Genomic DNA, 26897 nt, shown 5'->3' with positions numbered 1-26897 from the left:
ATGTCGTTCTCCCTATTCTATTCGGCTGCCTGCGGCAGGACCGGAACGGCGGCGAGCAGCCGCTTCGTGTAAGCATGCTGCGGATCGGCGTAGATTTCGGCGGCTTCGCCTTCCTCGACGATGCGGCCCTGGTACATGATGGCGACTCGGTCGCAGAGGTGGCGGACCACCGACAGGTCGTGGCTGATGAACAGCAACGACAGGTCGAGCTCGGCGCGCAGGCGGATCAAAAGGTTGATGATCTGCGCCTGGATAGACACGTCGAGCGAGGCGACCGGTTCGTCGCAGACGATCACGTCCGGCTGCATGGCGAGCGCCCGAGCAATGGCGATGCGCTGCCGCTGGCCACCGGAAAACTGGTGCGGGAAGCGGTCGGCGAAGGCAGGATCGAGACCGACCGCCGCCAGCCATTGTTTCACGTATCCCGGTGCCTCGGCGCGGCTCACCAGCCGGTGCGCCAGCGGCCCTTCGGCAATGATATCGCCGATCCGCATGCGGCCATTGAGCGAGGCGAACGGGTCCTGAAAAATGGTCTGGATACGAGTGGTGATCTTTTTCGGGCTGCGGCCGGCGCTCATCACCGGTTGGCCGTTGAGACGGATGGTGCCGGAGGTCGGCACGGTGATGCCTGCTGCCATGCGCCCCAATGTCGATTTGCCAGAGCCGGATTCACCGACCAGTCCCAGCACATCGCCGCGGCTGACGGTGATCGAGACGCCACCGACGGCGAGCACGGTGCTGACCGGCCGCGACAGGCCGGATTTGATCGCGAGGCTGCGAAAAAGGCCCGCAGGCTTCTCGAAACGTTTTACGATGTCGTCGATGACCAGATACGGGCTGCCGAGTGGCGGAAGGTTGGCGGTTGCGGATTTTCGCGGCGGGGGCGCCGCATCGGCTATGCCGCTGCCGCGCAAAAGCAGCTGGCCGGGTCTGGCGCGCGACGGAAGGGCGTCGAGCAGCGCCCTGGTATATTCGTGCTGCGGTTTCGTCAGCACGGCGAGTGCGGGGCCGATCTCGACTATTTGGCCGGATTTCATTACCGCAACGCGATCGGCGATCGAGGAGACGACGGCAAGGTCGTGGCTGATCCAGATCAGCGCGGTGCCGAGTTCGGAGACCAGCTCCTTCATCTCAGCCAGAATTTCGGCCTGGATCGACACGTCGAGCGCCGTCGTCGGTTCATCGCAAATAATCAGCTTCGGCCGGTGCAAAAGCGCAATGGCAATCGCGACGCGCTGTCGCATACCGCCGGAAAACTGATGTGGGAAGAAATCGACTTTCCGTTCAGGCTCGCTGATGCGTACTTGCGCCAAGGCCTTGATTGCCCGTTCGCGCGCGTCCGAGCTGCTGATGTTTTCGTGGGCTTCCAGCGCCAGCTTGATCTGCATGCCGATGCTCAGCACGGGATTCAGCGTCATCATCGGGTCCTGAAAGACCATGGAAATCACTTTGCCACGGATGGCGCGCAGTTCGTGGGCAGGCAGGCCGACCAGCTCCCGGCCCTCCAGCTTGATAGAGCCCTCCACGATACGGCCGGGTTCATCGATAAGACCGATGATGGAGAAACCGGTGATCGACTTGCCAGAACCGGATTCACCGACTAGGCCCAGTACTTCACCGGGTGCGATGGAGAAGGAGACGCTATCGACGGCCTTCACTTCTCCGCGACCGCTCGGGAACCAGGTTTTGAGGTTGGTGACTTCGAGGAGCGGGGTGGCCAATGGTTTCACGGTATCGGTCATCGGCGGAGCCTCGGGTTGAGCTGGTCGCGGATCTGGTCACCGACGAGGTTGAGCGAGACGATGAAGAGGATCAGCGCTAGGCCGGGATAGATCGAGATCCAGTAGCGGCCGGACAGCAGATACTGGAAGCCGTTGGCGATCAGCATGCCGAGCGAAGGTTCGGTCGGCGGCAGGCCGACGCCGAGGAAGGAGAGCGTGGCCTCGAGCGAAATAGCGCTTGCCACCTGCACGGTTGCGACCACGATCAGTGGCGGCAGCGAATTGGGCAGAATGTGTTTGAGCACCACCCGCCAGGGGGACAGCGGGATGGAGAGTGCGGCCTCGACATAATCCTTCTGTCGTTCCGCGGCTGCGGCCCCATGAGCTGTGCGGGCAAAATATGCGTATTGCGCAAAGATCAGCGCCAGGATCAGCTGGTAGCGGCCCTGGCCAAGCATTGCGGCGATGACGAAGGCGAGCAGAATGGCCGGGAAGGACAATTGCAGGTCGACGATGCGCATCGCCAGGCTTTCGAAACGACCGCCGATATAGGCTGCCGAACAGCCGACCAGGGCGCCGACCACGAAGGCGACGCCACCGGCGATGACGCCCATCTGCAGCGAGATGCGCAGGCCATAGATGATGGCAGACAGGAGGTCGCGGCCTTGCGAATCCGTGCCCAGCCAGTGGGTGTAACCACCTGTGCCGACATAACCGGGCGGACGGCGAGCATCGCGCAGCACCAGATGGGCAAGATCGTAAGGGTCCTGCGGCGTGACCAGCGGTGCAATCAGCGCGACCAGCACGATGATGAACACCATCACCGCAGCGCCAAGGGCAACCTTGTTGCCGCGAAATTCCTCCAGAAACCTGTAGAACGGAGTGTCGCGCATCAGGCACGCCCCTTTCTCAAGCGCGGGTCGAGCAGCGCATAGGTGAGATCGACCACAAGGTTGATGACGATGAACAGAAGGGCGACGAGCATCAGGTAAGCGACCATCACCGGACGGTCGAGCGAGGTGATGCTGTTGATGATCAGCTTGCCGAGGCCCGGCCAGGAAAAGATCGTCTCGGTGACGACGGCAAAGGCGAGTGTCGAGCCAAGTTCGAGGCCAAAGACGGTAACCAGCGGAATTGATATCAGCCGCAAGACGTGGCGGCTCAGCAAAGTGAATTCCGACAGACCGGCGGCGCGGGCGAATTTGACCGTGTCGCTCAGCATCAGTTCGCGGGTGCCGGCACGGGCGAGGCGGATCATCAGCGAGAACTTGAAAAGCGACAGGTTGAGCGCCGGCAGGACAAGATGCGATAGGCCATCAAACGTCAAGAAGCTGAAATCGACGCCGAACAGACTGACAGTGTCGCCGCGTCCGCCGGCCGGCATGCAACCGCATTGGACTGCAAACACCATGATCAGCATCAGGCCGAACCAGAAGGTCGGCACCGAAAAGCCGAGGATCGACAGGGCCATGATGGCGCGCGAGATCGGGCTGTGCGGCTTGTAGCCGGCATACATGCCGATCGGGATGCCGACGAGGCTTGCAAACAGGACGGCGACGAGCGTCAGTTCAAGGGTCGCGGGGAGGCGCGACAGGATCAGTTCGCTGACCGGCATGCTGTAGACGAAGGAACGCCCGAAATCGCCATGCAGGATACGGCCGATGAAGGTCAGGTATTGCTGCCACAGCGGCTGGTCGAGGCCGTATTGGGCGATCACCGCAGCGCGGATGTCCTGCGTCGCGTCGGGCGAGATCAGGACGTCGATCGGGTTGCCGACGGCATAGACGCCGCAGAAGACAAGCGCCGACATCGCGATGACCACGATGATCGCCTGCCAGAGCCGTTGCAGGATGAAACCAAACATTCGTTCCCAGTTCTCCGGTCTCTCGCGGATCAGAAATGTGTAGCGCGTTCCGGTGTCGTCAGTGCCAATCGTTTTCCAGCAGTTCGCGGGTTTCCGACACCGCGACGTCCCAGATTGCCAGCATGTCGTCATCGGGGCGCTGGTAGAGTCCGTGATAATTGCCATCGCCGAGCAGCTTGCGTTTTCCCGCCGCGCCGACACGCGCCATTGCTGCGAAATCGATCTTGGGCTTGGGCGTCATCGGCTGGCGCTGGTCGGTGGTGCGCGTCCAGGGGAAGTTTTCCATCCAGGAAGCATGCGAGGCGGCTGGATCGACCTCCTGCACCTTGGCCAGCGTTTTTGGCGCCCGCCACCAGTCGTGGAACTTCACCGAAGCATCCGGATGGGCGTTCAGCCATTCGGAAATCACCACCGTCGCCGGAAGGTTGCCGCCATGGCCGTTAACGACGAGGATGCGGCGGAAGCCGGAGCGATACATGCTGTCGAGCAGGTCGCGGATGACGGCGATATAGGTGGAGAGCGACAGGGTCATCGTGCCCGGAAACGTCGCGAACGATGAGGCGAGGCCGTAAGGCACGACCGGGAAGACCGGAATGCCGAGCGGCTCGGCTGCGTCGAGCGAGACCTTTTCAGCGAGAATCATATCGGTCGCGAGGCTCAGATAGGCATGCTGTTCGACGCTGCCGATCGGCAGAATACAGCGATCTTCCTCGCTCACGCGCTCCTCGACCTGCATCCAGTTCATGTCGGCGATCTTCAATCCGATGTCTCCATTCTTCGTCCTGGCCGGATTGCGCAAATAATGTTCGGTTTGCAGCCGGAACGCATAATAATTGTGCTTTGACCAGGCCTGCATGGGGCAAATACAAAGTTCCATACGGGACTAAAAAAAAGAAATTGACAGCCATTTCACGCCACGTCAAGTTCCATGCGGGACTAAACCCAAGGCTGGCAAGAGGCGAATATTTTGCGAGAGACGCGCGCTCCAACTCTGGATACGCTGTTGCGGGAAGGCGGCAAGGCTGCCGCCGGCAGCCATGGCGTCGAGGATCTGGTCTCGGTCAAACTCTGGCAGAACCCCTGCTGGCTTTCCTTCCGCATCAATTTCCTGGCCTTGCAGTTCAACGAACCGATCTATCGGCATATCGAGAAGGAACACGGGCTGGCGCGGCCCGAATTCGTCGTTCTCTATTCGCTAGGCCTGTCCGACGGGCTGACGGCAAGCGCCATCTGCAGTTCGTCGGGTTTTCCAAAAAACACGATCAGCCGTGCGATCCAGAAACTGGTCGACAAGAACATCATCCGCCGCGAGGTCGATCAGGCGGATCTTCGAAGCTTCGTCCTTTACATTACCGACGAAGGCAAACGCATCGTCGATCAGGCCATGCAGCCGATGGTGGAGCGCGAGAATATCATGGTCTCGTCGCTGACCCCGGCCGAAAAGCTGATGCTGTCAGAATTGCTCGCCAAGGTCGTCGTGGAATCATCCAAATGGCCTTCAATGACCCATATAGAGGAGAACGAAGAATGACGATTCACAGGACATTCCGGACCACATTGCTCGCCGCCGCGCTGCTCGGCAGCTTGTCGGGCGCAGCCCTTGCCGCAGACCTGACGATCGGCGTGCGCGCCGGCCCGCTGTCGATCGATCCCGATTTCACCGCAGCCGGCACTCATGCAGAGGCGGTGAAGCACATCTTCGACTCGCTGGTGAAATCCGGCAACAATCTCGAACTCGAGCCTGGCCTTGCCACCAGCTGGACGGCGGTCGATGATACGACCTGGGAATTCAAACTGCGCCCGGGCGTGAAGTTCCATGACGGCTCCGACTTCACGGCCGAGGACGTCAAATTCTCGATCGAGCGCATTCCGCATGTCGCAGGCCCCAACCCAACGACCATTTATGTGCGCCGCGTCAAGGGCATCGAGATCGTCGATCCGCTAACGATCCGCATCAAGACCGACGGCCCGGCGCCGACCCTGCCAAACGATTTCATCCGTCTCTTCATTGTTTCGCATATCGCCGCCAAGGATTATTCGGACAGCCCTGAAAAGGCGTCCGAAGGCTTCAATTCCGGCAAGGCCGCGATCGGCACCGGCCCCTACAAGTTCATCTCCTGGACGCCCAAGGAACAGCTCGTCCTGCAGAGCTTCGATGGCTACTGGGGCGGCAAGGAGCCTTGGAACAAGGTGACCCGCAAGGAGATACCCAACGATGCCGCGCGTGTCGCGCAGCTGAAGGCCGGCCAGGTCGATCTGATCTCGCGCATTCCGGCATCCGACGTGCCGACGCTGGAGAAGGATTCCAAGCTGACCGTGGTGCGTCAGAACAGTGTCTACCTGTTCAATATCGCCTTCGACTTCCGCGAAAAGTCGCCGCAGGTGAGCGCCAAGGACGGTTCGCCGCTTGCCAAGAACCCCTTCACCGATCCGAAAGTGCGTGAAGCCTTCGATCTCGCCATCGACAGGGAAACCATCACGGAGATCGCCATGGAAGGCATGGGCACGGTCCAGTCACAGCTCGTGACGCCGAACATCTTCGGTTACAACCCGGATGTGAAGTCCACGAAGTCTGACGTAACCAAGGCAAAGGCTCTACTGACTGAGGCGGGTTATCCCAACGGCTTCAAGGTCACCTTCTCCTTCACCAACGACCGCCTGCCTGGCGACAAGGATGCCGGCACGACGATCGCCCAGATGCTGACGGCGATCGGCATTCAGGTGGAAGCCAATGCCCAGCCCGGCGCCGTTTATTTCCCGGCTAATACGCGCGGCGATTATTCGCTGACCATGTCCGGCTGGGGTACGCTGACGGGTGAATCCAATTACACGCTGTCGTCGCTGGTCCACAGCAACGATCCGGCCAAGAAGCTCGGCGCCTTCAACATCCGCAATTACTCCAACCCGACGATGGACAAGCTGATCGAGAATGCCGGCGTCGAGATGGATGCCAAGAAGCGGGAACAGTATCTGAAGGACGCCAACGCGCTGGTCGCCAGCGACCGTCCCAACCTGTCGATCGCTTCGATCGTTTCCGCCTGGGGCATGAAAAAGTCGGTGACCATCGTGCCGCGTTCGGACGAGGACACGCTCGCCATGAATATCCGTCCTGCCAAGTAAGCGGTCCTACCTCGAAGAGTACCGGCCGGGCCTGGTGCCCGGCCTTCAATGACCATGAAGGAATCCGATGACGAAGACAGCACCGGCAACTCACGGCGGCTGCGGGGTCATGGCCAAGCTCAACCTCAGCGACGTGGAATGGGCAGCCGCAAGTACCGATCTCGGGGAGGCCCTGAAGGCCGGCTGGGCGCGGTTCTGAGTGCCGGCGGATCGGCGCTCAAGAAAGTTCTTCGTTGCCACCCATGACGAGGTGTTTTCGCTCGAACCAGCAGGCGAGGGTCCATCAAGCTAAACGAAATATCCTTCGCGTCTTTCACAGAGGCCAGGCGTCGCGAGATAATTTGGAGAGCAACCAAGGGCAGCCATCCGTAATTTTTCGGCTCGTCGCAAGAAACAAGCATACTTTTTCAAGCCCTCGGTAATCAACGCAAATGCGTTCCCTACATTTTCGGGCTATTTCTACCCACATCCAAGGTCTCGTTGAAACTCAGGAGCGCACCTTATGGTAAAGTCCCTGCACCTAACCGCTTTCATGCGACCCGTTAGCCTACACACAGGGGCTTGGCGTTATCCCGGTGCTTATCCCGACGCCAATTTCAATTTTGGCCATATAAAATCATTCATACAAAAACTTGAGGCGGCGAAATTCGATGCCTTCTTTATGGCGGATCATCTGGCCGTACTGAATATGCCGGTCGATGCTCTCGTGCGCAGTCATACCGTCTCGTCATTCGAACCTTTCACGCTTCTTTCCGCTCTCGCTTCGGTGACGAAGAAGATCGGGCTTGCGGCCACCGCCTCGACGACATTCGACGAACCTTACCATGTGGCCCGCCGCTTTGCCTCGCTGGATCACATCAGCAACGGTCGTGCGGCCTGGAACATTGTTACCACCTCCAATCCTGATTCAGCGAGAAATTTCGGGCTGGACGAACACGTTGCCCATGGCGAGCGATACGCACGCGCCCGCGAATTCTACGACGTCGTGACTGGCCTTTGGGACAGCTTTGCCGATGACGCTTTTATCCGCGATCAGGAAAGCGGCATCTTCTTCGACGCTGCGAAGATGCATGTCCTCGACCACAAGGGTGATGAGTTGAGCGTGCGCGGTCCGCTCAACATCGCCCGCCCTGTTCAGGGTTGGCCGGTTATCGTGCAGGCAGGGCAATCGGAGCCGGGTCGCCAACTGGCGGCCGAGACTGCCGAACTCGTGTTCTGTTCGCCTCGTGACACCGCTGCGGCGACTGCGCTTTATGCAGATATCAAAGGACGGATGTTGGCGTTTGGCCGGCAGCCGGAGCATCTGAAAATCCTTCCGGCCGCCATGGTCGTGATTGGCGACACGGTCGAGGAAGCGAAGGCCAAACGCGCCAAGCTCGACAGTCTGGTGCATTATGACAGCGCGATTGCTTCGCTGTCGATTGCGCTTGGGCATGACGCATCGGGCTTTAATCCTGATGCACCGCTGCCGGAAATACCGGAGACCAATGCCAGTAAGACCGGGCAGGCGCAGGCTATCCGTCTAGCACGCGAGGAAAATCTGACGGTCCGTCAGCTGGCGCAGCGATATGGCGGTTATGCGGGGCTGGCCTTCGTGGGAACGCCGCAAACTATTGCAGACGAGATGGAGACATGGCTCGGCAACGCTGCGTCGGATGGCTTCACGATTGTCTTCCCCTATCTGCCGCAGGGCCTCGACGACGTGACGCAAAGACTTGTGCCGGAACTGCAACGACGCGGTATTTTTAGGCGAGATTACGAGGGATCGACATTGCGCGAACATTTGGGACTTCCGCGGCCAGAAAACAGGTTCTTTACCTAGGCGAAGCAGCGGCTGCGCCGCTCGTAATCGTTTAATATTAATCAACACTTCTATGTGAGATTTTGCATGTGCGTTGAGGCGATCAAAAACTCATCCAGCACAATCACGACAGGCATGACGCCCGGCTTCTCGCCCTTAGCATGATGATTTTGCTTCCAGGGATAATTAGTTGTCGTGTTCGCCCTCCGGACGAGGGTGCTGGAGGCTGTCATGCAGAACGTTTCTATCATCGGAAAATTCCTCACCATCATGGCCGTCTTCGGATTGTTCACGCTTGGAGTGGTCACGTACTCGTCCACACAAATTTTGAAGGTCGATCGCCTCTACAGTGAATTGATGTCGGGAGAGGCCAGGGCCGCCCAAAAGTTGGTTCGAGCCAACCGTTCGTTCCAAACTGCTCGTGCCAATATTGCTGAAATGACGATCTCACGTACAGAGGCTCAGAACAGACACGCAGTGGATGATTTGGCAGTTAACCGGGACGCGATGATAAAGAACCTCGGTATGGCGATAGCCGCGCTGCCCGGTGAGACGAGATTCGGCTCCCTGAAAACTGGAATGCTGAAGGTCCTCACCGAAAATTGCAAACCTACGATTGATGCAGCAAGTGCCGCTACCTCAGACGCGGCCATCAAACTGAGCCAGGATTTATTTCTGGCCGACTGTCAGCCGTTGTTTTCCCAATTGACACAAGACCTGGTGTTGCTGACCGACGAGCTTGTTAAAACGGCAGATGATGTTAACGACAACTTGACAACGATTTCCAATGGGACCGTCATGACGGCAGCAGTAGGCTCGGTTGTCGGTCTGATCATCGTCATGCTCTGCGGCTTCTTTGCCATCCGTGCATGGATGGTTGCGCCGATCAAGTCTTTGGCTGGTGTCATGGGTCGTCTTGCCAATGCCGATTTCAAGGTCGATGTTGGTGGAACGGAGCGTAGGGACGAGATTGGTGGCATGGCCAAGGCCGTGCAGGTCTTCAAGGACAACGGCCTGAAAGCCGAACAGCTTGCCGCTGATTCCGACAGCATGAGAAGTGATGCGGAGGCGACGCGCTTGCGGACGGCGGAAGCGGATCGAGTTCGTGCTGATCAAATGGCGCAAGCAACAGCCGGGCTCGGCGAAGGTCTGAAGCATCTGGCCGCTGGCGATCTCACATTCCAGCTTGCGGAACCCTTTGCTGCCGATTTTGAAATTCTGCGGTCTGATTTTAATGCCGCCGTTGGTCAGCTTTCCCAAACTCTGCAGGCTGTCGCCGAGGCAACGAGTGCGATTGATACTGGCAGCCGCGAAGTGAGTGCCAGCGCCGACGATCTGTCCAAGCGCACCGAACAGCAGGCCGCCTCGCTGGAAGAAACCGCCGCTGCTCTCGACCAGATCACCGTCAATGTCGCCAACTCGTCCAAGCGTGCCGACGAAGCCCGCAAGGTGGCGGTTCTTGCTAACGAAAGCGCTGCCCAGTCCGGTAAGGTGGTCGCCAATGCGGTTGATGCCATGCAGAAGATCGAGCAGTCTTCGAGCGAAATTTCGAATATCATCGGTGTTATCGACGAGATCGCTTTCCAGACAAATCTTCTGGCACTCAACGCCGGCGTTGAAGCTGCACGTGCCGGAGAGGCTGGCAAGGGCTTTGCAGTCGTGGCCCAGGAAGTGCGCGAGCTCGCCCAGCGTTCGGCAAAGGCGGCCAAGGAAATCAAGGATCTGATCCGCAACTCCTCCGCCGAAGTGCAAAGCGGCGTCAAGCTCGTCAGCGACACAGGTTCTGCGCTAAAGACCATCGAGGGTTATATCGTCACGGTCAACCAGCATATGGACTCGATTGCGACGTCTGCTAAGGAACAGTCCGTGGGTCTAGGGGAAGTCAATACGGCGGTCAACCAGATGGATCAGGTGACGCAGCAAAACGCCGCTATGGTCGAAGAAACCAGCGCCGCAGGCGCGAGCCTTGCCAACGAAAGCGGCAGATTGCGGGAATTGATCTCGCAATTCCAACTCGGCAGCGCGCTTCGGCAGACCGCCGTTGTGATGGCTGATAACGCCGGTCACCGGCCCATACAATCGCCAGTTCGTCGTCTTGCTGGGAAGGTCGCCCAGGCATTTTCCGGAAACGCCGCGGTCAAGGAAAGCTGGGAAGAGTTCTGATGAACGTCAGTTCAACGATCAATACAGGCAATACGCTTGAGACCATTGCCTTCCGGCTGCAAGATCAGGAATTCTGCGTGCGCTCCCCGGCTAACCCGCAAGCACGGCGTTTATCGTCTGAGGACAATCGCAGGTTTTGGATTTGAGCTTTCGAGACGCGCAACAACCGGATTTGCTTCTGTCGGCACCAAATAACGAAGTGGGGTTGTGGGCGCCATGCAAGAAACCGCTTGCCTTATGGCCAAACTCTTGGCGAGATCTGCATCTCGGCCATTTTTTGCGACGATGCCATTGTCGGCAGCACTTAGTACGGCAGTTTTCATCGCAGGCGGCTGCGCGCATTGGCAAGCATCATCAGCCTGAGCCGGGCCTGTTACGAGGTGATCGGGCGAGGCGCCGATGGAAGAGGGGAGAGTAGCGCGCGATCTTCGCCGCAAAAGCCTGGGCCAGCTCCTTGCACGTAGCCGCTCAGATATATCCATCTTCGCCCCGATGATCAGGAGCTATCGCGCAGCAGGGCTTCCCCCAGCCTAGTTAGCCTTGGAAGCGCCTCTGCTTTTGACGAGCGGTGACAAGCAGCTTAGCAGATGGCTTCGGCCATGGCGGCAGCGGTCTCCTGCACTGCCTCTGCTTCAAGGATACCGAGCTCGTCGCTTTCCTTCATGATGTAAAGGTCATCGACCTCGGCGATTCAAGGCGAGTTCCTTGAACGAGTAAGTCCAGTCATCGCAGCGCCGCAATGGACCTGGCCACCCGATCAGCGATGAAAGCCGCATATTCGCTCACCTGTGGCAGACCCATCAATTCACCAAATACACCGCGTGCCAGCGGGCCGGCAATCAGCAGATCCGGTTGCGGCTTTCCATCCAAGTCAAGTGCCTCGCCTTTTTCGTTGCAGCCTAGTCCAAGCCCGGTCGGATCCATCGTCAGGCTGCCAGCCTTCGCGAGGTCCGATAACCATGGCTGGCTGGCGAGGATGCCGCCGTGGGCCGGCCCGGTTGTAATCACGACGGCATCGAACTGGCTGGTTTCAGGTGCGCCGCCCCGGCGGCGGATCACTACATCCATGGTTTCACCGGTGCGGCTGGCAGAGAGGATCGAGCCGGCGGCAATCTCCAGATCGCCTTCCACAACCGCCTGATCCAGTGCCTGCTCGACCTGTGGCGCGATGCGGAAGCGATGGACGTCCCAGAAAACCCTCAGGTGCCCCACGAGCCTGCGCCTTTCGACGATCGGCAGGTTTTGCCAGATCGGGCGAGCCTGCGCGCGGACCTGATCAAGCGCCGCGTGCCAGGAGAAGCCCGCCGCCTCGGCGGCGCGAACGGCGGTTCGTGCACGCATCAGCAATTCCAGGGCTGTCCGCGGTGGCGGCGAGAGGAAGTCGCCATAGGGTTCCTGCGGCACGGCGGGGTGGCCCCGCGAGCGAAGGCCGCGACGGGAGATCGACAGGATACGGCCTTTGTGACCCCGTGCGCGCAACGACGCTATCACGTCTGCCGCCGTCAGGCCGTTGCCGACGACCAATACGCGGTCGCTGGTGCGGATCGGCTCCAGCGCGTCGGGTCTGGTGGCATCGGCAACATACCGCGGGTGGCCCTCCAAGGCAGATGCAAGCCGCGCAGGCGGCTGCGGTGCGGGATGGGTTGCGGCGATCACCAGAATGTCGGCCGAGACGCGGTTGCCTTCGCTGTCTTCCACCTGCCAACGGGTGTCCGTTTTGGCAATATGCATTACCTGCGCCCGGATGTGCCGGATCAGGCCCGCTTCAAGCAATGGCTTCACCTGGGAGAGAACATAGTCTCCAAAGACGCTGCGCCGGGGAAAGACGCTTCCATCTGCACGATAGGCTCCAGGGTCGTCGGCAAGGACGTCATTGCTGGCAAGCCACAGCGCAAAATGTTCGGGCTGGTCCGGAAAAAGGCTCATCCGCCCCGCAGGCACATTGATCCGGTGAGTTGGATCCGAGCTATCGTAGGCGAGGCCTTTGCCGATGGCGCTGCGGGGTTCGAAAACCAGAATGTCGGATCGCTCTGCGCCACGGTGCCGGGCCAGATGATAAGCCACCGCGGCACCGGTGAATCCGCCGCCGATAATGGCGACCGTCAGGGCCGGTGCAGTATTGTTCTTTGCAGCAATATTCATTCCGTCCACGTCATAAAGTCGTTCTCGCCACGGGCGAAGTTGGTTGATGGGCAGCTCTTGGGCAAAGATATTATTTCTATCGCAGCGCCATACAATGAAATTCCTTTGCTTACCGCCGCCTATACGCCAGCCTAGTCTGACCTTTCGAGATCACGAGGACGGAGTGGGTAATGAAGGCGCTGATATCAAAGCTTGCTGTGGTCACGATGATGATGGGCCTTCTTGCCGGCCAGGCCTTAGCGACCGAAGTGTCCGAGATCCGCATCGACTGGGCGACTTATAATCCCGTCAGCCTCCTTCTCAAGAAGGAAGGACTGCTCGAAAGGGAGTTCGCCAAGGACGGCATCGCGGTTCGCTGGGTTCAGTCGGCCGGCTCGAACAAGGCGCTGGAATTCCTCAATGCGGGGTCCATCGATTTCGGCTCTACCGCAGGCGCCGCAGCCCTGATCGCCAAGGTCAACGGCAACCCGATCAAATCCATCTATGTCTATTCGCGTCCGGAATGGACGGCGCTGGTGACCGGCAAGGACTCCAAGATCAACTCCGTTACCGACCTCAAGGGTAAATCGGTGGCCGTGACGCGTGGCACCGACCCGCATATTTTCCTGGTCCGGGCACTCGCCGATGCCGGACTGAAAGACGGCGACGTCAAGTTCGTGCTGCTGCAGCATGCCGATGGTCGCCTTGCCTTGACCCGCGGCGACGTCGATGCGTGGGCAGGGCTTGATCCCATCATGGCGGCAGCGGAAGTTGAAGATGGCGCCAAGCTTTTCTACCGTAAGCCGGAGAACAACAGCTGGGGTGTGCTCAACACCACCGAAAGCTTTGCCAAGGACCATCCGGATCTCGTCCGGCGCGTCCTTTCGGTCTACGAGACCGCACGCAAGCAGGCTATCGCCGACCCCCAGGTGCTCAAGGCGACCCTGATTGAAGTGACCAAACTGCCGGATGCCGTGATCTCCAAGCAGCTGGAACGGACGGATCTCAGCACGTCGCGCATCGGGGACGCCCAGCGCGATACGATCCTGAAGGCAGGGCTCGCCCTGCAGCAGGCTGGCGTTCTGCCGGCGGATGCCGATCTGGCGAAGGTCACCGGCGCCCTGATCGATCCAAGCTTCAGCGACGCGCTCGTCCAATAGGAGCGCGGGATTGACCACGACCGATCTTCTGGCGGCAAAGGAACGCGAACTCAGGTCCAGCCGGGCGCCTCGATCCTGGCGACCGGCTGTCGGCGCGCCGCTTGCCGCAGTTCTGCTGCCCGTCCTCGGGTTCCTCGTCTGGCAGATCCTGGTCTCGTCCGGTCTCGCCTCTGGTCGGCTCGTGCCGCCGCCGTCCCGCATTCTCTACGCCTTGTGGCAGTTGCAGAAGACCGGCGAGCTTTACCATCATCTCCTTGCCACTGTGGGGCGCGTTCTGTTTGGCTTCTTGGCAGGTGCCGTGGCGGGGATATTGCTCGGCGGCGTCACAGGTTACTTCCGGCTGGCCCGCCGCCTGCTCGATCCTACCCTGCAGGCGCTGCGGGCCATCCCGTCGATTGCCTGGGTGCCGCTGTTCATTCTCTGGTTCGGCATCTTCGAGACCTCGAAAGTGGCGTTGATCGCCGTCGGCGTGTTCTTTCCCGTTTATCTCGGCGTGTCGGCGAGCCTATCCTCCGTCGATCGGAAGATCGTCGAGGTCGGGCGCATCTTCCGCCTGTCCGGCTTCGATCTCGTACGTCGGATCCTCTTTCCTGCCATCCTGCCGGCCTTGGTCGTCTCATTGCGCACCGGCCTCGGCCTTGGCTGGATGTTCGTGGTCGCAGCCGAGTTCATGGGCGCATCCGAGGGTCTTGGTTACCTCCTGGTTGACGGCCAGCAGCTCGGCAAGCCCGACCAGATCGTCGCCGCGATCCTTGTCTTCGCGATTCTCGGCAAATTTTCGGACGGTCTTCTCGTGCTTCTGACCGCACCCCTGACCGCGTGGCAGGACAATTTCAGGAGGGAGCAGGAATGATGTTGTCACTCCGATCGCTTGCGAAAACCTATCCCAATGGCGTCGAGGCCCTAGGCGCTCTCAACCTGGACATCCTGGCCGGCGAAATCGTCGCGGTCATCGGCGGTTCCGGATGCGGCAAGAGCACATTGCTGCGGTTGATCAGCGGTCTTGAGTCCGCCACGCGTGGCCAGGTGAAAATCCACGGCGAGCAGGTGATGGCGCCGCACCCGCTGATCAACCTCATCTTCCAGGAGCCGCGGCTCCTGCCCTGGCTCACCGTGGAGCAGAATATCTGCTTCGGCATCCGCCATCTCGACCGACTGGAACAGGGCCGCCGGCTGCGGGCGGTTCTGCAGCAGGTGCAGCTTCAAAGCTATGAGAAACGCCTGCCAAAGGAGCTTTCGGGCGGTCAGGCGCAGCGAGTGGCGATCGCACGCGCTCTCATCACGCAGCCGGAAGTCCTGCTGCTGGACGAACCGTTTTCGGCACTTGATGCAATGACCCGGGCAAGTTTGCAGGATCATCTGCTGGAGATCTGGCGCGATGCCGGACCGACGATCGTGATCGTCACCCATGACATAGAGGAGGCCGCTGCTCTGGCGCACCGGGTCGTGGTGATGCAGCCGTCGCCCGGCCGGATATTGGAAGAAATAGACATGGATCTTCCGCTCCCGCGTCACGAGCTGGATCTGGAACCTTACAAGAAGAGGATCCGCGCGGCTCTTCGTCGGTCATTGGCGTCTACAGATCAACCGGAACTGAATTTGAACGAGGCAATTTCCAACCGGAGGGTATTTTCATGATTGCTGCCAGCATGTCTCTTTTCGGCTTCGACCTGTTTGGCTTAACGCGCAAGCGAAAGTCCTCGGCGGATGACCAGACCCGGGAGTGTCAGGAGCAAATCCGAAGCGAACGGCACCCCGACCGGGCTGAAGATGCGCAGCGCTGCGAAAGCTTTTTCTGGCTCCAACTTCCCATCTGCTGAAATAGTGTTCTGCTTAGGCGGCGGCGTGTTGGAAGGATTTACCGATGGTAAGATGGACCTTGAACCAAAAAATCTGTCTGGCGCCCCAAGTCCTCGCTATCATTCTTTTTCCCGAGCTGCGCCTTTGCGCGGTGCAAGGCATTTCATGAAGGACGTTGCTATGGCAAACGGCGAGCAGGCACTCGATTTTCTCTGGTTCATTCCCTCCTCCGGAGATGGTGCCTATCTGGGATCCGACGATCTCAACCGCCCTTCCGATCCGGGTTATTTTCGCGAGATCGCCCAGGCCGTAGATCGTCTCGGCTATTCCGGTGTGCTTATCCCGACCGGAGCGGCCTGCGAGGAGTCCTTCATTCTTGCCGCGGACCTGGCGGCGCGGACGGAGAAATTGAAGTTTCTGGTGGCGATCCGTCCCGGTGTCGCATCCCCGTCCTACTATGCACGGCTGACCTCGACTCTCGATCGTGTTTCTAACGGACGCCTGCTCCTCAATATCGTCGTCGGAGGCAGCGCCCAGGAACTGGCAGGAGACGGTATTTTTCTACCGCACGATGAGCGCTACCTGCATGCCGGCGAATTCTTCGACGTGTTCAACAAGCTGATCGAGACTGGCAGCGCCCATCTCGACGGTAAATACATCCAGGCGCATCATGCCGAGCTTGGCCTGCCGCCGGTTCAGGAACCACGACCACCGATCTACTTCGGCGGTTCGTCGGATGCCGCCATCGATTTCTCGGCCGGCATCATCGACAAATACCTGACCTGGGGCGAGCCACCGGCACAGGTGGAAGAAAAAATTGCCAAGGTGCGGAAGGCGGCGGAGGCGCGGGGTCGTCAGGTGACTTTCGGTATCCGTCTGCATTTCATCGTCCGCGAGACGGATGAGGAAGCCTGGGAGGATGCCGACCGACTGATCTCGAAACTGTCCGACGAGACCATCGCGGCTGCCCAGGACGTCTTCGCCAAGAATTCCGATTCCGTCGGCCAGGCGCGTATGGTTGCCTTGCATAACGGCCGCCGCGACAAGCTTGAGGTGTCGCCCAACCTTTGGGCCGGAGTGGGCTTGGTACGGTCCGGCGCCGGGACGGCGCTCGTCGGCTCGCCGAAGACGGTTGCCGCACGGCTGCGGGAATATCAGGCGCTGGGCATCGATACTGTCATTGCGTCCGGCTATCCTCACCTGGAGGAAGCCTATCGTGTTTCAGAACTTCTGTTTCCAGAAATAGGGCTCGCCGGACCGCGCAATCAGATCCGTTCATCCTTCGGAAAACGCCAGGTCTTTGGCGGCGGCGGACATGGCGGCAATGTTCGTATCGTGTCCGGGTCTTGACGATTGCGACCACGGGATGGTCCTCAGGTTGGACCTTCCCGGTAGAACGACAGCTGCAGCAAGATTTTCTTCGTCTTCATTCCGAATAGCAAAGGCGTCTCTCTCAAGTCCACAGAAGCGACCAGCTTTTGGGCAGGCAACTTCGAGAGGGTGACATGAAAATTCTATCTATTCTGACAGCGGCTCTGCTTACTGCACCTGCACCTGCACCTGCACCTGCACTTGCCGAGACCGTGAAGATCGGCGTGGTGCCGGGCGTGTATAGCGTTCCGTCGAAGCGCTCGTGCCGGAGGCCAAGGCGCAAGGTATCGATCTGCAAGTCATCGTTCATCCACCGTATTCGTGATCTTCATACCGTCATTGATCGGTCGCATAGATCAGACCTTGCGCCTCGGCATGGCAATGAGCTTGGGGTGGAAAGCGATAGCGTTGGGCGTTTATAGCTGGCGGGCTTGATCATGCCCGCCAATTCAAACTCAGGTTAATGACATCACCAGGAAATAGGCCTGTCGTTTGTGCAGTTCGCAACGGGGCACGCCCGGTCGTCAATGTTGCCTGACTGCGGGCATATTGCGAAATCTCAGGTCATGGGCGTTTCAGTCGAGACGGATCGGCATTCGTGGTTTTCCAATGTCGGCGCCAAAAAAGTGATCGTTTCTCTTTGAAGCCCTCTAAATGAAATGCGCTTCCTCGCAAGCTGGTCAGTCTACTGAGACTATAGAATTGTTGAGGTTATGGATTTGGAGATGGGGAAATGAGCAAAAACGAGGAACGCGGGTTGTTTGCCCGGCGGGAAATCCTAAAATGGTCGGCGGTCGCCGGGGTCGCCGTCGCGGGTACGACAATCCTCAGCGGCACATCAGCTTTTGCATCGGCCGCTGAAGGCTCGCTCAAGGGCAAGCGCATCGGCATCAGCACGGCGGGAACGGATCACTTCTTTGATTTGCAGGCCTATAATGCCCAGATCGAGGAGGTGAAACGGCTCGGCGGCGAGCCGATCGCTGTGGATGCGGGCCGCAATGACGGCAAGCTTGTGTCGCAGTTGCAGACGCTGATCGCGCAGAAGCCGGATGCGATCGTCCAGCTGCTCGGCACGCTGACCGTTATCGATCCCTGGCTGAAGAAGGCTCGCGACGCGGGAATTCCCGTGCTGACGATTGATGTCGGCTCGACGCATTCACTGAACAACTCGACCTCCGACAACTGGGGCATCGGCAAGGACCTGGCGCTGCAGCTCGTGTCGGATATAGGTGGCGAGGGTAATATCGTCGTGTTCAACGGCTTCTACGGCGTAACGCCGTGCGCCATCCGCTACGACCAGCTGGTCAACGTGGTGAAGTACTTCCCCAAGGTGAAGATCCTTCAGCCGGAGCTGCGCGACGTCATTCCGAATACGGTTCAGGACGCTTTCACGCAGATCACGGCCATTCTCAACAAGTATCCCGAGAAGGGCTCCATCAAGGCCATCTGGTCGGCCTGGGACATTCCGCAGCTGGGCGCGACGCAGGCGCTGGCCGCTGCGGGCCGTACCGAAATCCGTACCTATGGCGTGGACGGCAGCCCCGAAGTGCTGCAGCTCGTGGCCGATCCTGCATCGCCCGCGGCCGCAGATGTCGCCCAGCAGCCGGGCGAACTTGGCCGCACCGCCATCGGCAACGTCGCCCGCCTGCTGGCCGGGGAGACATTGCCCCGTGAGACCTATGTTCCCGCGCTACTTGCCAACAAGGCGAACGTCAACGACGTCACTAAAAAACTCGGTATCGGCTGATCCTCCCCAGCCATCCTTGGGGACTGCGGCCGTCGGGGCCGTGGTCCCGATATGTCATTCATGGTTTCAGGCAGGAGTACGAGATGGCGTCGCCCCAAGAGGATGGGAACATCGGCCCGATGATCCGGTTGACCGGGATCGAAAAGAGTTTCGGCGGAACGAAGGCTCTCTCGGGGGTGTCGCTGACGGTCGAGCGGGGATCGGTACACGGCCTTGTCGGGCAGAACGGTGCCGGGAAATCGACGCTGATCAAACTGCTCGCCGGGCTGCTCCGGGCGGATGCCGGCCAGATCGAGATCGACGGTGTCGTGCACGATCACCTGACGCCGCATGCTGTCGATGCGCTCGGCATTCATTTCATCCATCAGGATCGCCTTCTGGTGCCGACGTTCACGGTCGGCGAATCTCTTTTCCTCGGCCGCGAACCGCGCATCGCGGGAACGCCGTTCCTTGACCGACGCAAGATGCAGCGTCGGGCAGCCGAGGTTCTCGACCGCTATTTCGGGCTCCGCCTGCCGACATCGACGCTCATCGCTGAACTTTCCACTGCCGAGAAGCAGATCGTGCAGATCACGCGCGCGCTCCTGCATGCGCCGAAAGTTCTCGTATTCGACGAGCCGACGGCTGCTCTCGTCCGCCGCGAGGCCGACATGCTCTTCCGGCTCATCCGCCGCCTGCGCGACGATCGCATCACCGTCATCTACATTTCCCATTACCTCGGCGAAATCGAGGACCTCTGCGACACTGTCACCGTGCTGCGCAACGGCCGGGACGTCGCGACGAAGCCGGTGGCGGAGACCTCGGCGACCGAGATTGCCGGCCTGATGGTCAATCGCGAGATCGGCGAGCTCTATCCGAAACGCACCGCCGCGCTCGGCGCGACGCTTCTGCGCGTGGAGGGATTGAGCACGCCCGGCCGCTACGAGGATGTGAGCTTTGCGCTGCGCCGTGGCGAGGTGCTCGGGCTGACGGGGCTTCTCGGCTCGGGGGTGAAGGATCTGGTGCGCACGCTGTTCGGGCTGGAGCAGCCGGCCTCGGGACGTGTCGAGGTGGATGGCAAGACGGTCTGGACGAAAACACCGGCCCAGGCTGCGCGTCGGCGGCTCGCTCTGGTGCCCGAGGATCGTCGCCGCCATGGGGTTGCGCTCGATCTCAGCGTGGCCGAGAATGTCACGCTGGCGAGCCTTGATCGGTTCACCCGCTTCGGGCTTCTCAATGGGGGTGCCGAAACGGCCGAGGCGAACCAGTTGATCGACCGTCTGCAGATCAAGACGGATGGTTCCGATGCGCTGGTGCGCACGCTATCCGGCGGCAACCAGCAGAAGGTGGCGATTGCCAAGTGGCTGAGCCGCCATTCCGAAATCTACCTGCTCGACGAGCCGACCGTCGGCGTGGACGTCGGAGCAAAGGTCGAGATCTATCAGTTGATCGCCGATCTTGCCGCGCGCGGCGCCGGCGTCATCGTGCTGTCGTCCGACCTGCCGGAGCTGCTGGGGATCACCGACCGCATCCTTGTGCTCTTCCGCGGGCGGATCGCGGCGGCGCTCGACACGAGTGAAACCAGCGTCGATGCCGTCCTTGCCGACGTCACGGGTTCGTCGGAGGCTCTGCGTCATGTCGGTTGAGGCGGTGCCTTTCGGTGGTTCGCAGCAGGGCGGCAGCGAACCTGCACAGACCCGCGGCTTCGGTGCGTCCTCCGGCACGGCGGGGCGGCGGATTGCGACACTGCTCCTGCGGGGTGGGTCGCTTGCCGTCTTCGTCGCCGTGCTGATCGTCTTCTCCGTCACAGCGCCATATTTCCTATCGGTCGGCAATATCGGCAACGTGCTCGGCCAGTCGGCTATTGCCGGAGTCCTTGCCATCGGGCTGACGGTCGTAATGATCGCCGGCGGCGGCAATGTGGTTACAGGCGGCATCGATCTGTCGCTCGCCGCCAACATGGGCCTCAGCGCCGCGGTCTATGCGGCCTTGTCACAGGCGGGCTTCGGTGATGCTGTGGCGGTCGCCGGCGCGCTGGCGATGGGGCTCGCTATCGGCATCGTCAACGCGCTCGCCATCACGCTTGCGGGCATTGTACCGCTGCTTGCGACACTGGCGGTGATGAACGTCGTCGCCGGGCTCGAGCTTGTGCTCACGCAGAACACCGTCATTCCCGCAACGGGCGACCTGCTGACGCTGCTCTCGGGCAGCGGCCCGTTCGACATCCCCGTTCTCGCCTATGTCCTCATCGGTTTTACGCTGGTTGCGGCTCTCGTGGTCCAGGCGACTCCGCTTGGGCTTCGGCTTTACGCCGTCGGCGAGTTTCCCGAAGCCGCGCGAGCGTCCGGCCTTTCCGTCAAGCCGTTCATAGCGGGTGCGTTCCTGTTCAGCGGCTTCTGCGGGGGTATCGCCGGTATCCTCTCGGTGTCGTATCTCAGCGGCAGCACCACGGGGGCGGGCGACCTCCTGCTGCCGGTGGTGGTGACTGCCCTGCTCGGCACCGTCTTCTCGCGCCGCCTCGTGCCGACCGTCATCGGGACGCTGCTCTCGGCGCTCTTCGTGAGCTTCCTCGTCAACGGCTTCCAGCTTCTCAACCTCTCCAGCACGCTGGTCAGCGGCGTCCAGGGTCTCCTGATCCTCTTCGTCGTTTCTGCCACCACGCTGCTGCGCAAACAGGAGACGTCGGCATGACGCTCGTGTCCAACGTCTCGCACTCACAGTCGCACCACGGCTTGCTGCGCCGTTTTGCCCGGTATGCGCTGGTCGTCGCGCTGGTCGCAGTCTTTGCCGCCTTCTCCGCGGCAGCGCCGAGCTTCCTCACCGTCGCCAACCTGCAGAGCATCCTCGTCAACAATTTCACGCTGCTTGCCATCGTTTCCGTCGCCATGACTTTCGCTGTCGCTGCCGGCGGCATCGACCTGTCCGTCGGCACGGCCATCGATTTCTCGAGCTTCACCTTCGTTTCGCTGGTGCTGGCCGGGCAGCCAGTGCCGCTTGCGGCCCTTGCCGGTATCGGTGGCGGTGCCCTGGTGGGGGGCTTCAATGCTGTGCTGATCTCCGGCATCGGCATCTCGCCGTTTCTGGCAACGCTCGGCACGCTGTTCATCGGCCGTAGCGCCCAGCAGATCCTCACCAATGGCGGCAATCCGGTCTATCTGCCGCCTGCCGGCATTCCCGAAAGCTTCCGGTTCCTCGGCCGCGGCGTCGTTGCCGGCGTGCCCGTGCCGCTGATTGCCGCCGGTCTCGTCATCGCGGTTGCCGCCATCGTGCTGACGAAAAGCCGCTTCGGCCGCGTGGTGACGGCGACGGGCATTGAGGCGAACGTGGTGCGCTATTCCGGCATCGCGCTGAAGGCGCATGTCGCGGTCACCTATCTTCTCGTCTCGGTGATCGCGGCGATTGCCGGGCTGGTGCTGACCTCGACCGTCACGGTCTACATTCCGTCGTCGGGCAATGCCTTCCTGCTCAACGCCATCGGCGCGACGTTCATCGGCACGACGCTCAGCCCGCATGGGCGGCCGAATATCGCCGGCACGGTGCTCGGCGTCCTGCTACTCAGCATCGTCTCCAATGGACTGCTTCTGACCGGTCTTAATTTCTATTGGCAGCAGGTGGGCACCGGCCTCCTGATCTTTGTCGTCCTCGCTATCAGCTTTGCCAACCGCAAGGCCGTGGCCCGCGCTTGACGCGCGGCGCTCTAAGGAGAAGAGCCATGACCAAACTGATACGCCTCAGCACCCATGACACCGACCGCACGGCAGACAGGATCGCGAGCGAGGAGGAAGCGCTTATCGTCGCCCGGACGCTGGCCGCCGAATTCGCCCTGACCGCGAGCGAGCGGGACCGCGACCGGATCCTGCCGCATGCGGAGATGGACCGCCTTGCGGCCTCTGGTCTTCTCGCCATTACGGTGCCGGCCGAATATGGCGGCATCGACGTTTCCAACGCCGTGCTGGCGGAGGTCACCGCCATCCTGTCGGAGGCCGATGGCTCGATCGGGCAGATCCCGCAGAACCATTTCTACATCCTTGAAGCCCTGCGCCACGACGGCACCGACGACCAGAAGCGGTTCTACTACGGCCGCGCGCTGGCCGGCGACCGGTTCGGCAATGCCCTGTCGGAGACAGGCACCAAGACGGTCGGGCACTACAACACGCGGCTGACGCGGGATGGTGCTGGCTTTCGCATCGACGGACGCAAGTTCTATTCCACCGGCGTGCTGTTTGCGGACTGGATTGCCATCTTCGCGCTCGACGAGGACGAGAAGATCACCATGTCCTTCGTGCCGCGGGACACAGAAGGCGTCGAGATCGTCGACGACTGGGACGGCATCGGCCAGCGCACGACCGGCAGCGGCACGACCATTCTGGATGGCGTCCGTGTGCCCTCAAGTGCGGTAGTGCGCCACCACAAGGGCTTCGAGCGCCCGGGCACGATCGGCTCCGTTGGGCAGATCATCCATGCAGGCATCGATCTTGGCATTGCGCGGGCGGCCTTTGCCGACATGGTCCGCTTCGTCCGCACGACCTCGCGGCCGTGGACGAACAGTGGTGTCGAGCGGGCGTCGGAGGATCCGCTGACGATCGCTCGAGTCGGGCAGGTCGCCATCCGCATCGAGGCGGCGACCGCCATGGTGGATTATGCCGGCCGCAAAGTCGATCACGCCCAGGTCGATCTGACCGAGGAGACGGCCATCGCCGCCTCGCTCGCCGTGGCAAGCGCCAAGGTCTTGACGACGGAAATCGCCATCGAGGCCACCAACACGCTTTTCGAACTGGCCGGCACGGCATCGGCCCGCGAAGGGCTGAACCTCGACCGCCACTGGCGCAATGCCCGTACCCACACGCTTCACGACCCCGTCCGGTGGAAATATCACGTGGCGGGCAATTATCATCTCAACGACGTCGCGCCACCCAGAAGCGGTGCACTCTGAGGCCAAGGAGCCGACCATGACACGCGAAATCCGGCTGAACGCCTTCGATATGAACTGCGTCGGCCACCAATCTCCCGGCCTTTGGCGACATCCGCGCGACCAGTCCGCCTCCTACAAGAACCTCGACTACTGGGTGAACCTCGCCAAAACGCTGGAGCGCGGCAAGTTCGATGGGCTTTTTATCGCTGACGTGCTCGGCGTTTATGATGTGCTGAACGGCAATGTGAATGCTGCGCTGAAGCATTCGGCTCAGGTGCCGGTGAACGACCCGCTGCAGCTCATTCCAACCATGGCCTATCTCACCGAACATCTCGGCTTCGGTCTGACGGCGTCCCTGTCGTTCGAGCATCCCTATACCTTCGCCCGACGCATCTCGACGCTCGATCACCTGACCAAGGGTCGCGTCGGCTGGAACATCGTCACCTCCTATCTCAACAGCGGCGCGTTGAATGTTGGGCAGGCCGGACAGATGCAGCACGACAACCGCTATGACGTGGCGGAGGAATATCTGGAGGTCTGCTACAAGCTCTGGGAAGGTAGTTGGGAGGATGACGCTGTCGTACGCGATCGCGAGACCGGCATCTTCACGCATCCGTCCAAGGTTCATGCGATCGGACATCAGGGCCCGTATTTCAGCGTGCCGGGCATTCATCTGTCGGAGCCTTCACCCCAGCGCACGCCGGTGCTCTACCAGGCCGGCGCATCGAGCCGCGGCAAGGATTTCGCTGGTCAACATGCTGAATGCATCTTCGTCGCCGCACCGTCGAAAGCAGTCTTGAAGCGCTACGTTGCTAATGTCAGGAATGCTGCGGCTGAGGTAGGGCGCGACCCGCGTGGCATTCTCGCCTTCAACCTGCAGACCGTCATCGTCGGCGAGACCGATGCCGACGCCAAGCGCAAGTTCGACGAATATCGCCGCTACGTCTCCTACGAAGGCGCGCTGACGCTGATTTCAGGCTGGACCGGTATCGATTTCGGACAGTTCTCGCCCGACGAGGTCCTGCGTCACCGCTATACCAACGCCGTGCAATCGGCCGTGGAAACCTTCACCACGATTGACCCGACCAAGGAGTGGACGGTGCGGGAAATGGCCGACTGGGTCGGCATTGGCGGCTTCGGTCCCGTGTTCGTCGGCTCGCCGCAGACGGTGGCCGACCTTATGCAGGAATGGGTCGAGGAGACCGATGTCGACGGCTTCAACCTCGCTTACGCCGTGACGCCGGAGACGTTCGAAGATGCGGTCGACCTGCTGGTGCCGGAACTTCAGAGACGCGGTGTCTACAAGACAGCATACCGGCAGGGGACGCTGCGCGAAAAGCTTTTCGGAGAAGGCCCGCGCCTTGTCGCGCCGCATCCCGGTGCTGCCTATCGAAACCTCGGCAACGTGGAGGAGAAGCTCGCCTCCGGGCAGAACTAAGGGCTATAACAGGAAGGCGGGCGTCCCAAGACACGGCGTCCGCTTGACCTCCCATCTGAAAGGCGCCGTCATCTAGCATAGACGCGATGACGGCGCCTTCGTTTGTCGCTGTGTGGCTTCAGCTGTAGAGGCTTGGCGTCGGCAGCCGGTCGTTCAGCGCGAAATCGCCAACCTCGCGGGCCTTGTAGAACACCGGATCGTGGAGCGTGTGGGTGCGGACGTTGCGCCAATAGCGGTCGAAGCGGTAGTGGCCAGCGGTGGCGCGGGCGCCCATGATTTCGAAGACGTGGGCGGTTATATCCAGCGATACATGGGTCGCGTTGACTTTGGACTCGTAGGCTTCGATGGCGGCCTCTCCGCGTTCCCGCTCGGTGACGCCAGGACCACGGGAAAGTGCTGCTTGCACTGCTTGGCCAGCGTTGTCGGCAAGGGCCGCGGCCGCTTTAAGGGCTGCGCGGAATTCGCCGACGCGCTCCAGTATATACGGATCGTCGGCCGCGCGTTCGACGCCGGAGGTGATCCAGGGGCGGGTCGTGTCACGCACGTAGTCGAGCGCTTCGGCAAGCGCACCTTCTGCGGTGCCGATGTAGAAATTGGCAAAGACCAACTGGATCAGCGGCGTGTTGAATGTGGCCTGCACCTTCGGTATCGCGTCCGGAGCTGCGAGCGGCAACAGGAAGTCGGTCTCATAGACAGGAAAGTCCCGGAATTCGACGCTGCCGCTGTCCGACAGGCGCTGCCCGATATTGTCCCAGTCGTCATTGGTGATGTAGCCCGGCCTGTCCGTCGGTAGGACGATGTTGGCAATCTGGTCGCCGAAAGCGGCACTCGCATTGATGCGGTCGGAAATCCGGGCGCCGGTCGAGAAGGTCTTGCGACCATTAAGGACATAGTGATCGTCTCGTTGCGTCAGCACGAGGCCTGGGTCACGCGGGTTGACGGCGGCGCCCCAATAGAGGCTTTTCGTTACGGTTTCAGAAGAGAGCCGCCAGGCGAGGTCGCTGTCGTCCGCCGCCCAGGAAATGTACTGGCTGTTGACGAAGTGGTAGCCAAGCAACTGGCCGATCGAGCTTTCGCCGCGCGCAAGGATGCGGACCAGACGCAGCCCGTCCACCCAGTCGAGACCCCCGCCGCCGATTTCGGGGGGGTGCAGGGCGTTGAGCAGACCGGCAGCCTTTAGTTCTGTAATCTCGCTGAAGGGCGGCCGGCCATCGCGGTCGAGTGCCGCGCCTCGGGCTCTGAGGTCCGCGGCAATGGCTGTGGCACGGGCAAAAAGTAGCTTGCGATCACCTTCCAAGGCGTCGGCATCGGCGCCAACGATTGTGGTAGCAGGCGGGCGCGGGGCATGAAGCGGGCTCATGGCGTCTTCCTCGATCGGAAGGTGGGCCTCGTGATGTGCGACATCTGCAGGCCCGTCCTTCACATGACAAACAGGCCCGGCAACCGGGCAGCTCACTTGGGAGCCTCGAATACGATATTCCCTAGATATTTGATAGACAAAGCAGAGGTTAGCGAAGTTGGCAGCGGATTGGGAATGCTATTCCATCCAACCGGCTCGCTTTCAGGCGATGACCATGTCTCCGCTAGATCGAGGAAAATGTTGATGCGTTGAACACCTCAGGTTCACAACGGAAGAACTGGCGGAGATAGACCGTTACGCTGTTGAAGGCGGCATCAATCTTTGGGAAAAGCCGTCGCAC

22 protein-coding genes are annotated in these 26897 nt (G+C 60.8%); 16 read left to right on the top strand and 6 right to left on the bottom strand.

All coding sequences use genetic code 11. The annotated features are described in order from the left end of the window. Positions 1-17: 17 nt before the first annotated feature. Genes EPK99_RS02855 through EPK99_RS02840 form a run of 4 tightly spaced genes read right to left on the bottom strand, consistent with a single transcriptional unit; the run spans position 18 to position 4345 of the window. Positions 18-1742: a dipeptide ABC transporter ATP-binding protein gene (locus EPK99_RS02855; protein WP_128441098.1), complete on the bottom strand. Its 1725-nt coding sequence runs from the start codon at positions 1740-1742 to the stop codon at positions 18-20. Then, entirely contained in the window at positions 1739-2614 is an 876-nt protein-coding gene (locus EPK99_RS02850; RefSeq protein WP_128441097.1) for an ABC transporter permease, read from the bottom strand. The genes EPK99_RS02855 and EPK99_RS02850 overlap by 4 nt, the downstream gene beginning before the upstream one ends. Further along, positions 2614-3585: an ABC transporter permease gene (locus EPK99_RS02845; protein WP_128441096.1), complete on the bottom strand. Its 972-nt coding sequence runs from the start codon at positions 3583-3585 to the stop codon at positions 2614-2616. The genes EPK99_RS02850 and EPK99_RS02845 overlap by 1 nt, the downstream gene beginning before the upstream one ends. Before the next feature lie 58 nt (positions 3586-3643). Beyond that, positions 3644-4345, bottom strand: a complete 702-nt coding sequence (locus tag EPK99_RS02840; protein ID WP_128441095.1) for a creatininase family protein — start codon at positions 4343-4345, stop codon at positions 3644-3646. A gap of 207 nt (positions 4346-4552) precedes the next feature. On the opposite strand from EPK99_RS02840, the gene EPK99_RS02835 reads away from it, so the two are divergent. The 5 genes from EPK99_RS02835 (at position 4553) to EPK99_RS02815 (ending at position 10669) form a co-directional block, all read left to right on the top strand. After that, entirely contained in the window at positions 4553-5116 is a 564-nt protein-coding gene (locus EPK99_RS02835) for a MarR family winged helix-turn-helix transcriptional regulator (protein WP_245455604.1), read from the top strand. Then, a complete protein-coding gene (locus EPK99_RS02830) occupies positions 5113-6705 on the top strand; it encodes an ABC transporter substrate-binding protein (protein ID WP_128441094.1) in 1593 nt (530 codons plus the stop codon). Before EPK99_RS02835 ends, EPK99_RS02830 begins: the two co-directional genes overlap by 4 nt. A gap of 67 nt (positions 6706-6772) precedes the next feature. Further along, positions 6773-6904: a hypothetical protein gene (locus EPK99_RS25875; protein ID WP_281033436.1), complete on the top strand. Its 132-nt coding sequence runs from the start codon at positions 6773-6775 to the stop codon at positions 6902-6904. A 303-nt stretch (positions 6905-7207) separates the two neighbouring features. After that, positions 7208-8527: an LLM class flavin-dependent oxidoreductase gene (locus EPK99_RS02820; protein WP_128441093.1), complete on the top strand. Its 1320-nt coding sequence runs from the start codon at positions 7208-7210 to the stop codon at positions 8525-8527. Between the two features lie 210 nt (positions 8528-8737). Then, positions 8738-10669, top strand: coding sequence for a methyl-accepting chemotaxis protein (locus tag EPK99_RS02815; protein ID WP_128441092.1), 1932 nt, complete (start codon positions 8738-8740; stop codon positions 10667-10669). Between the two features lie 723 nt (positions 10670-11392). On the opposite strand, the gene EPK99_RS02805 is transcribed toward EPK99_RS02815, so the two are convergent. After that, positions 11393-12811 carry an FAD/NAD(P)-binding protein gene (locus tag EPK99_RS02805; RefSeq protein WP_128441091.1) on the bottom strand — a complete coding sequence of 473 codons (1419 nt, stop codon included), beginning with the start codon at positions 12809-12811 and terminating at the stop codon, positions 11393-11395. A gap of 209 nt (positions 12812-13020) precedes the next feature. On the opposite strand from EPK99_RS02805, the gene EPK99_RS02800 reads away from it, so the two are divergent. From EPK99_RS02800 to EPK99_RS02750, 11 genes are all read left to right on the top strand, one after another. Beyond that, complete coding sequence (locus EPK99_RS02800; RefSeq protein ID WP_128442137.1) at positions 13021-13950, top strand: aliphatic sulfonate ABC transporter substrate-binding protein; 930 nt, start codon at positions 13021-13023, stop codon at positions 13948-13950. A 10-nt stretch (positions 13951-13960) separates the two neighbouring features. Next, positions 13961-14803 carry an ABC transporter permease gene (locus EPK99_RS02795; RefSeq protein WP_128441090.1) on the top strand — a complete coding sequence of 281 codons (843 nt, stop codon included), beginning with the start codon at positions 13961-13963 and terminating at the stop codon, positions 14801-14803. Further along, the gene (locus EPK99_RS02790; protein WP_128442136.1) at positions 14803-15588 is read left to right on the top strand and encodes an ABC transporter ATP-binding protein; all 786 of its coding nucleotides are present in this window, start codon (positions 14803-14805) and stop codon (positions 15586-15588) included. Before EPK99_RS02795 ends, EPK99_RS02790 begins: the two co-directional genes overlap by 1 nt. Then, positions 15585-15770: a hypothetical protein gene (locus EPK99_RS02785; protein WP_128441089.1), complete on the top strand. Its 186-nt coding sequence runs from the start codon at positions 15585-15587 to the stop codon at positions 15768-15770. Before EPK99_RS02790 ends, EPK99_RS02785 begins: the two co-directional genes overlap by 4 nt. A 145-nt stretch (positions 15771-15915) precedes the next feature. Next, on the top strand, positions 15916-17100 hold the full coding sequence (gene ssuD, locus EPK99_RS02780; protein WP_425374163.1) for an FMNH2-dependent alkanesulfonate monooxygenase: 1185 nt from the start codon (positions 15916-15918) through the stop codon (positions 17098-17100). A 754-nt stretch (positions 17101-17854) separates the two neighbouring features. After that, the gene (locus EPK99_RS02775; protein ID WP_128441088.1) at positions 17855-18868 is read left to right on the top strand and encodes a sugar ABC transporter substrate-binding protein; all 1014 of its coding nucleotides are present in this window, start codon (positions 17855-17857) and stop codon (positions 18866-18868) included. An 83-nt stretch (positions 18869-18951) separates the two neighbouring features. Continuing rightward, complete coding sequence (locus EPK99_RS02770; protein WP_128441087.1) at positions 18952-20493, top strand: sugar ABC transporter ATP-binding protein; 1542 nt, start codon at positions 18952-18954, stop codon at positions 20491-20493. Next, positions 20483-21538 carry an ABC transporter permease gene (locus EPK99_RS02765; protein ID WP_128441086.1) on the top strand — a complete coding sequence of 352 codons (1056 nt, stop codon included), beginning with the start codon at positions 20483-20485 and terminating at the stop codon, positions 21536-21538. The genes EPK99_RS02770 and EPK99_RS02765 overlap by 11 nt, the downstream gene beginning before the upstream one ends. Further along, complete coding sequence (locus EPK99_RS02760; protein WP_128441085.1) at positions 21535-22533, top strand: ABC transporter permease; 999 nt, start codon at positions 21535-21537, stop codon at positions 22531-22533. Before EPK99_RS02765 ends, EPK99_RS02760 begins: the two co-directional genes overlap by 4 nt. A 26-nt stretch (positions 22534-22559) precedes the next feature. Then, positions 22560-23780 carry an SfnB family sulfur acquisition oxidoreductase gene (locus tag EPK99_RS02755; protein ID WP_128441084.1) on the top strand — a complete coding sequence of 407 codons (1221 nt, stop codon included), beginning with the start codon at positions 22560-22562 and terminating at the stop codon, positions 23778-23780. 16 nt (positions 23781-23796) lie between these two features. Continuing rightward, positions 23797-25197 (top strand): LLM class flavin-dependent oxidoreductase, encoded by a 1401-nt coding sequence (locus EPK99_RS02750; RefSeq protein ID WP_128441083.1) that lies wholly within the window; start codon positions 23797-23799, stop codon positions 25195-25197. Between the two features lie 118 nt (positions 25198-25315). On the opposite strand, the gene EPK99_RS02745 is transcribed toward EPK99_RS02750, so the two are convergent. Further along, on the bottom strand, positions 25316-26557 hold the full coding sequence (locus EPK99_RS02745) for an acyl-CoA dehydrogenase family protein (protein ID WP_128441082.1): 1242 nt from the start codon (positions 26555-26557) through the stop codon (positions 25316-25318). Positions 26558-26897 lie beyond the last annotated feature (340 nt).

Source organism: Neorhizobium lilium, assembly GCF_004053875.1.
GTDB classification, from domain to species: Bacteria; Pseudomonadota; Alphaproteobacteria; order Rhizobiales; family Rhizobiaceae; genus Neorhizobium; species Neorhizobium lilii.
The sequence above is the reverse complement of the archived record's forward strand: the minus strand, read 5'-3'. Positions and strand labels throughout refer to the sequence as shown.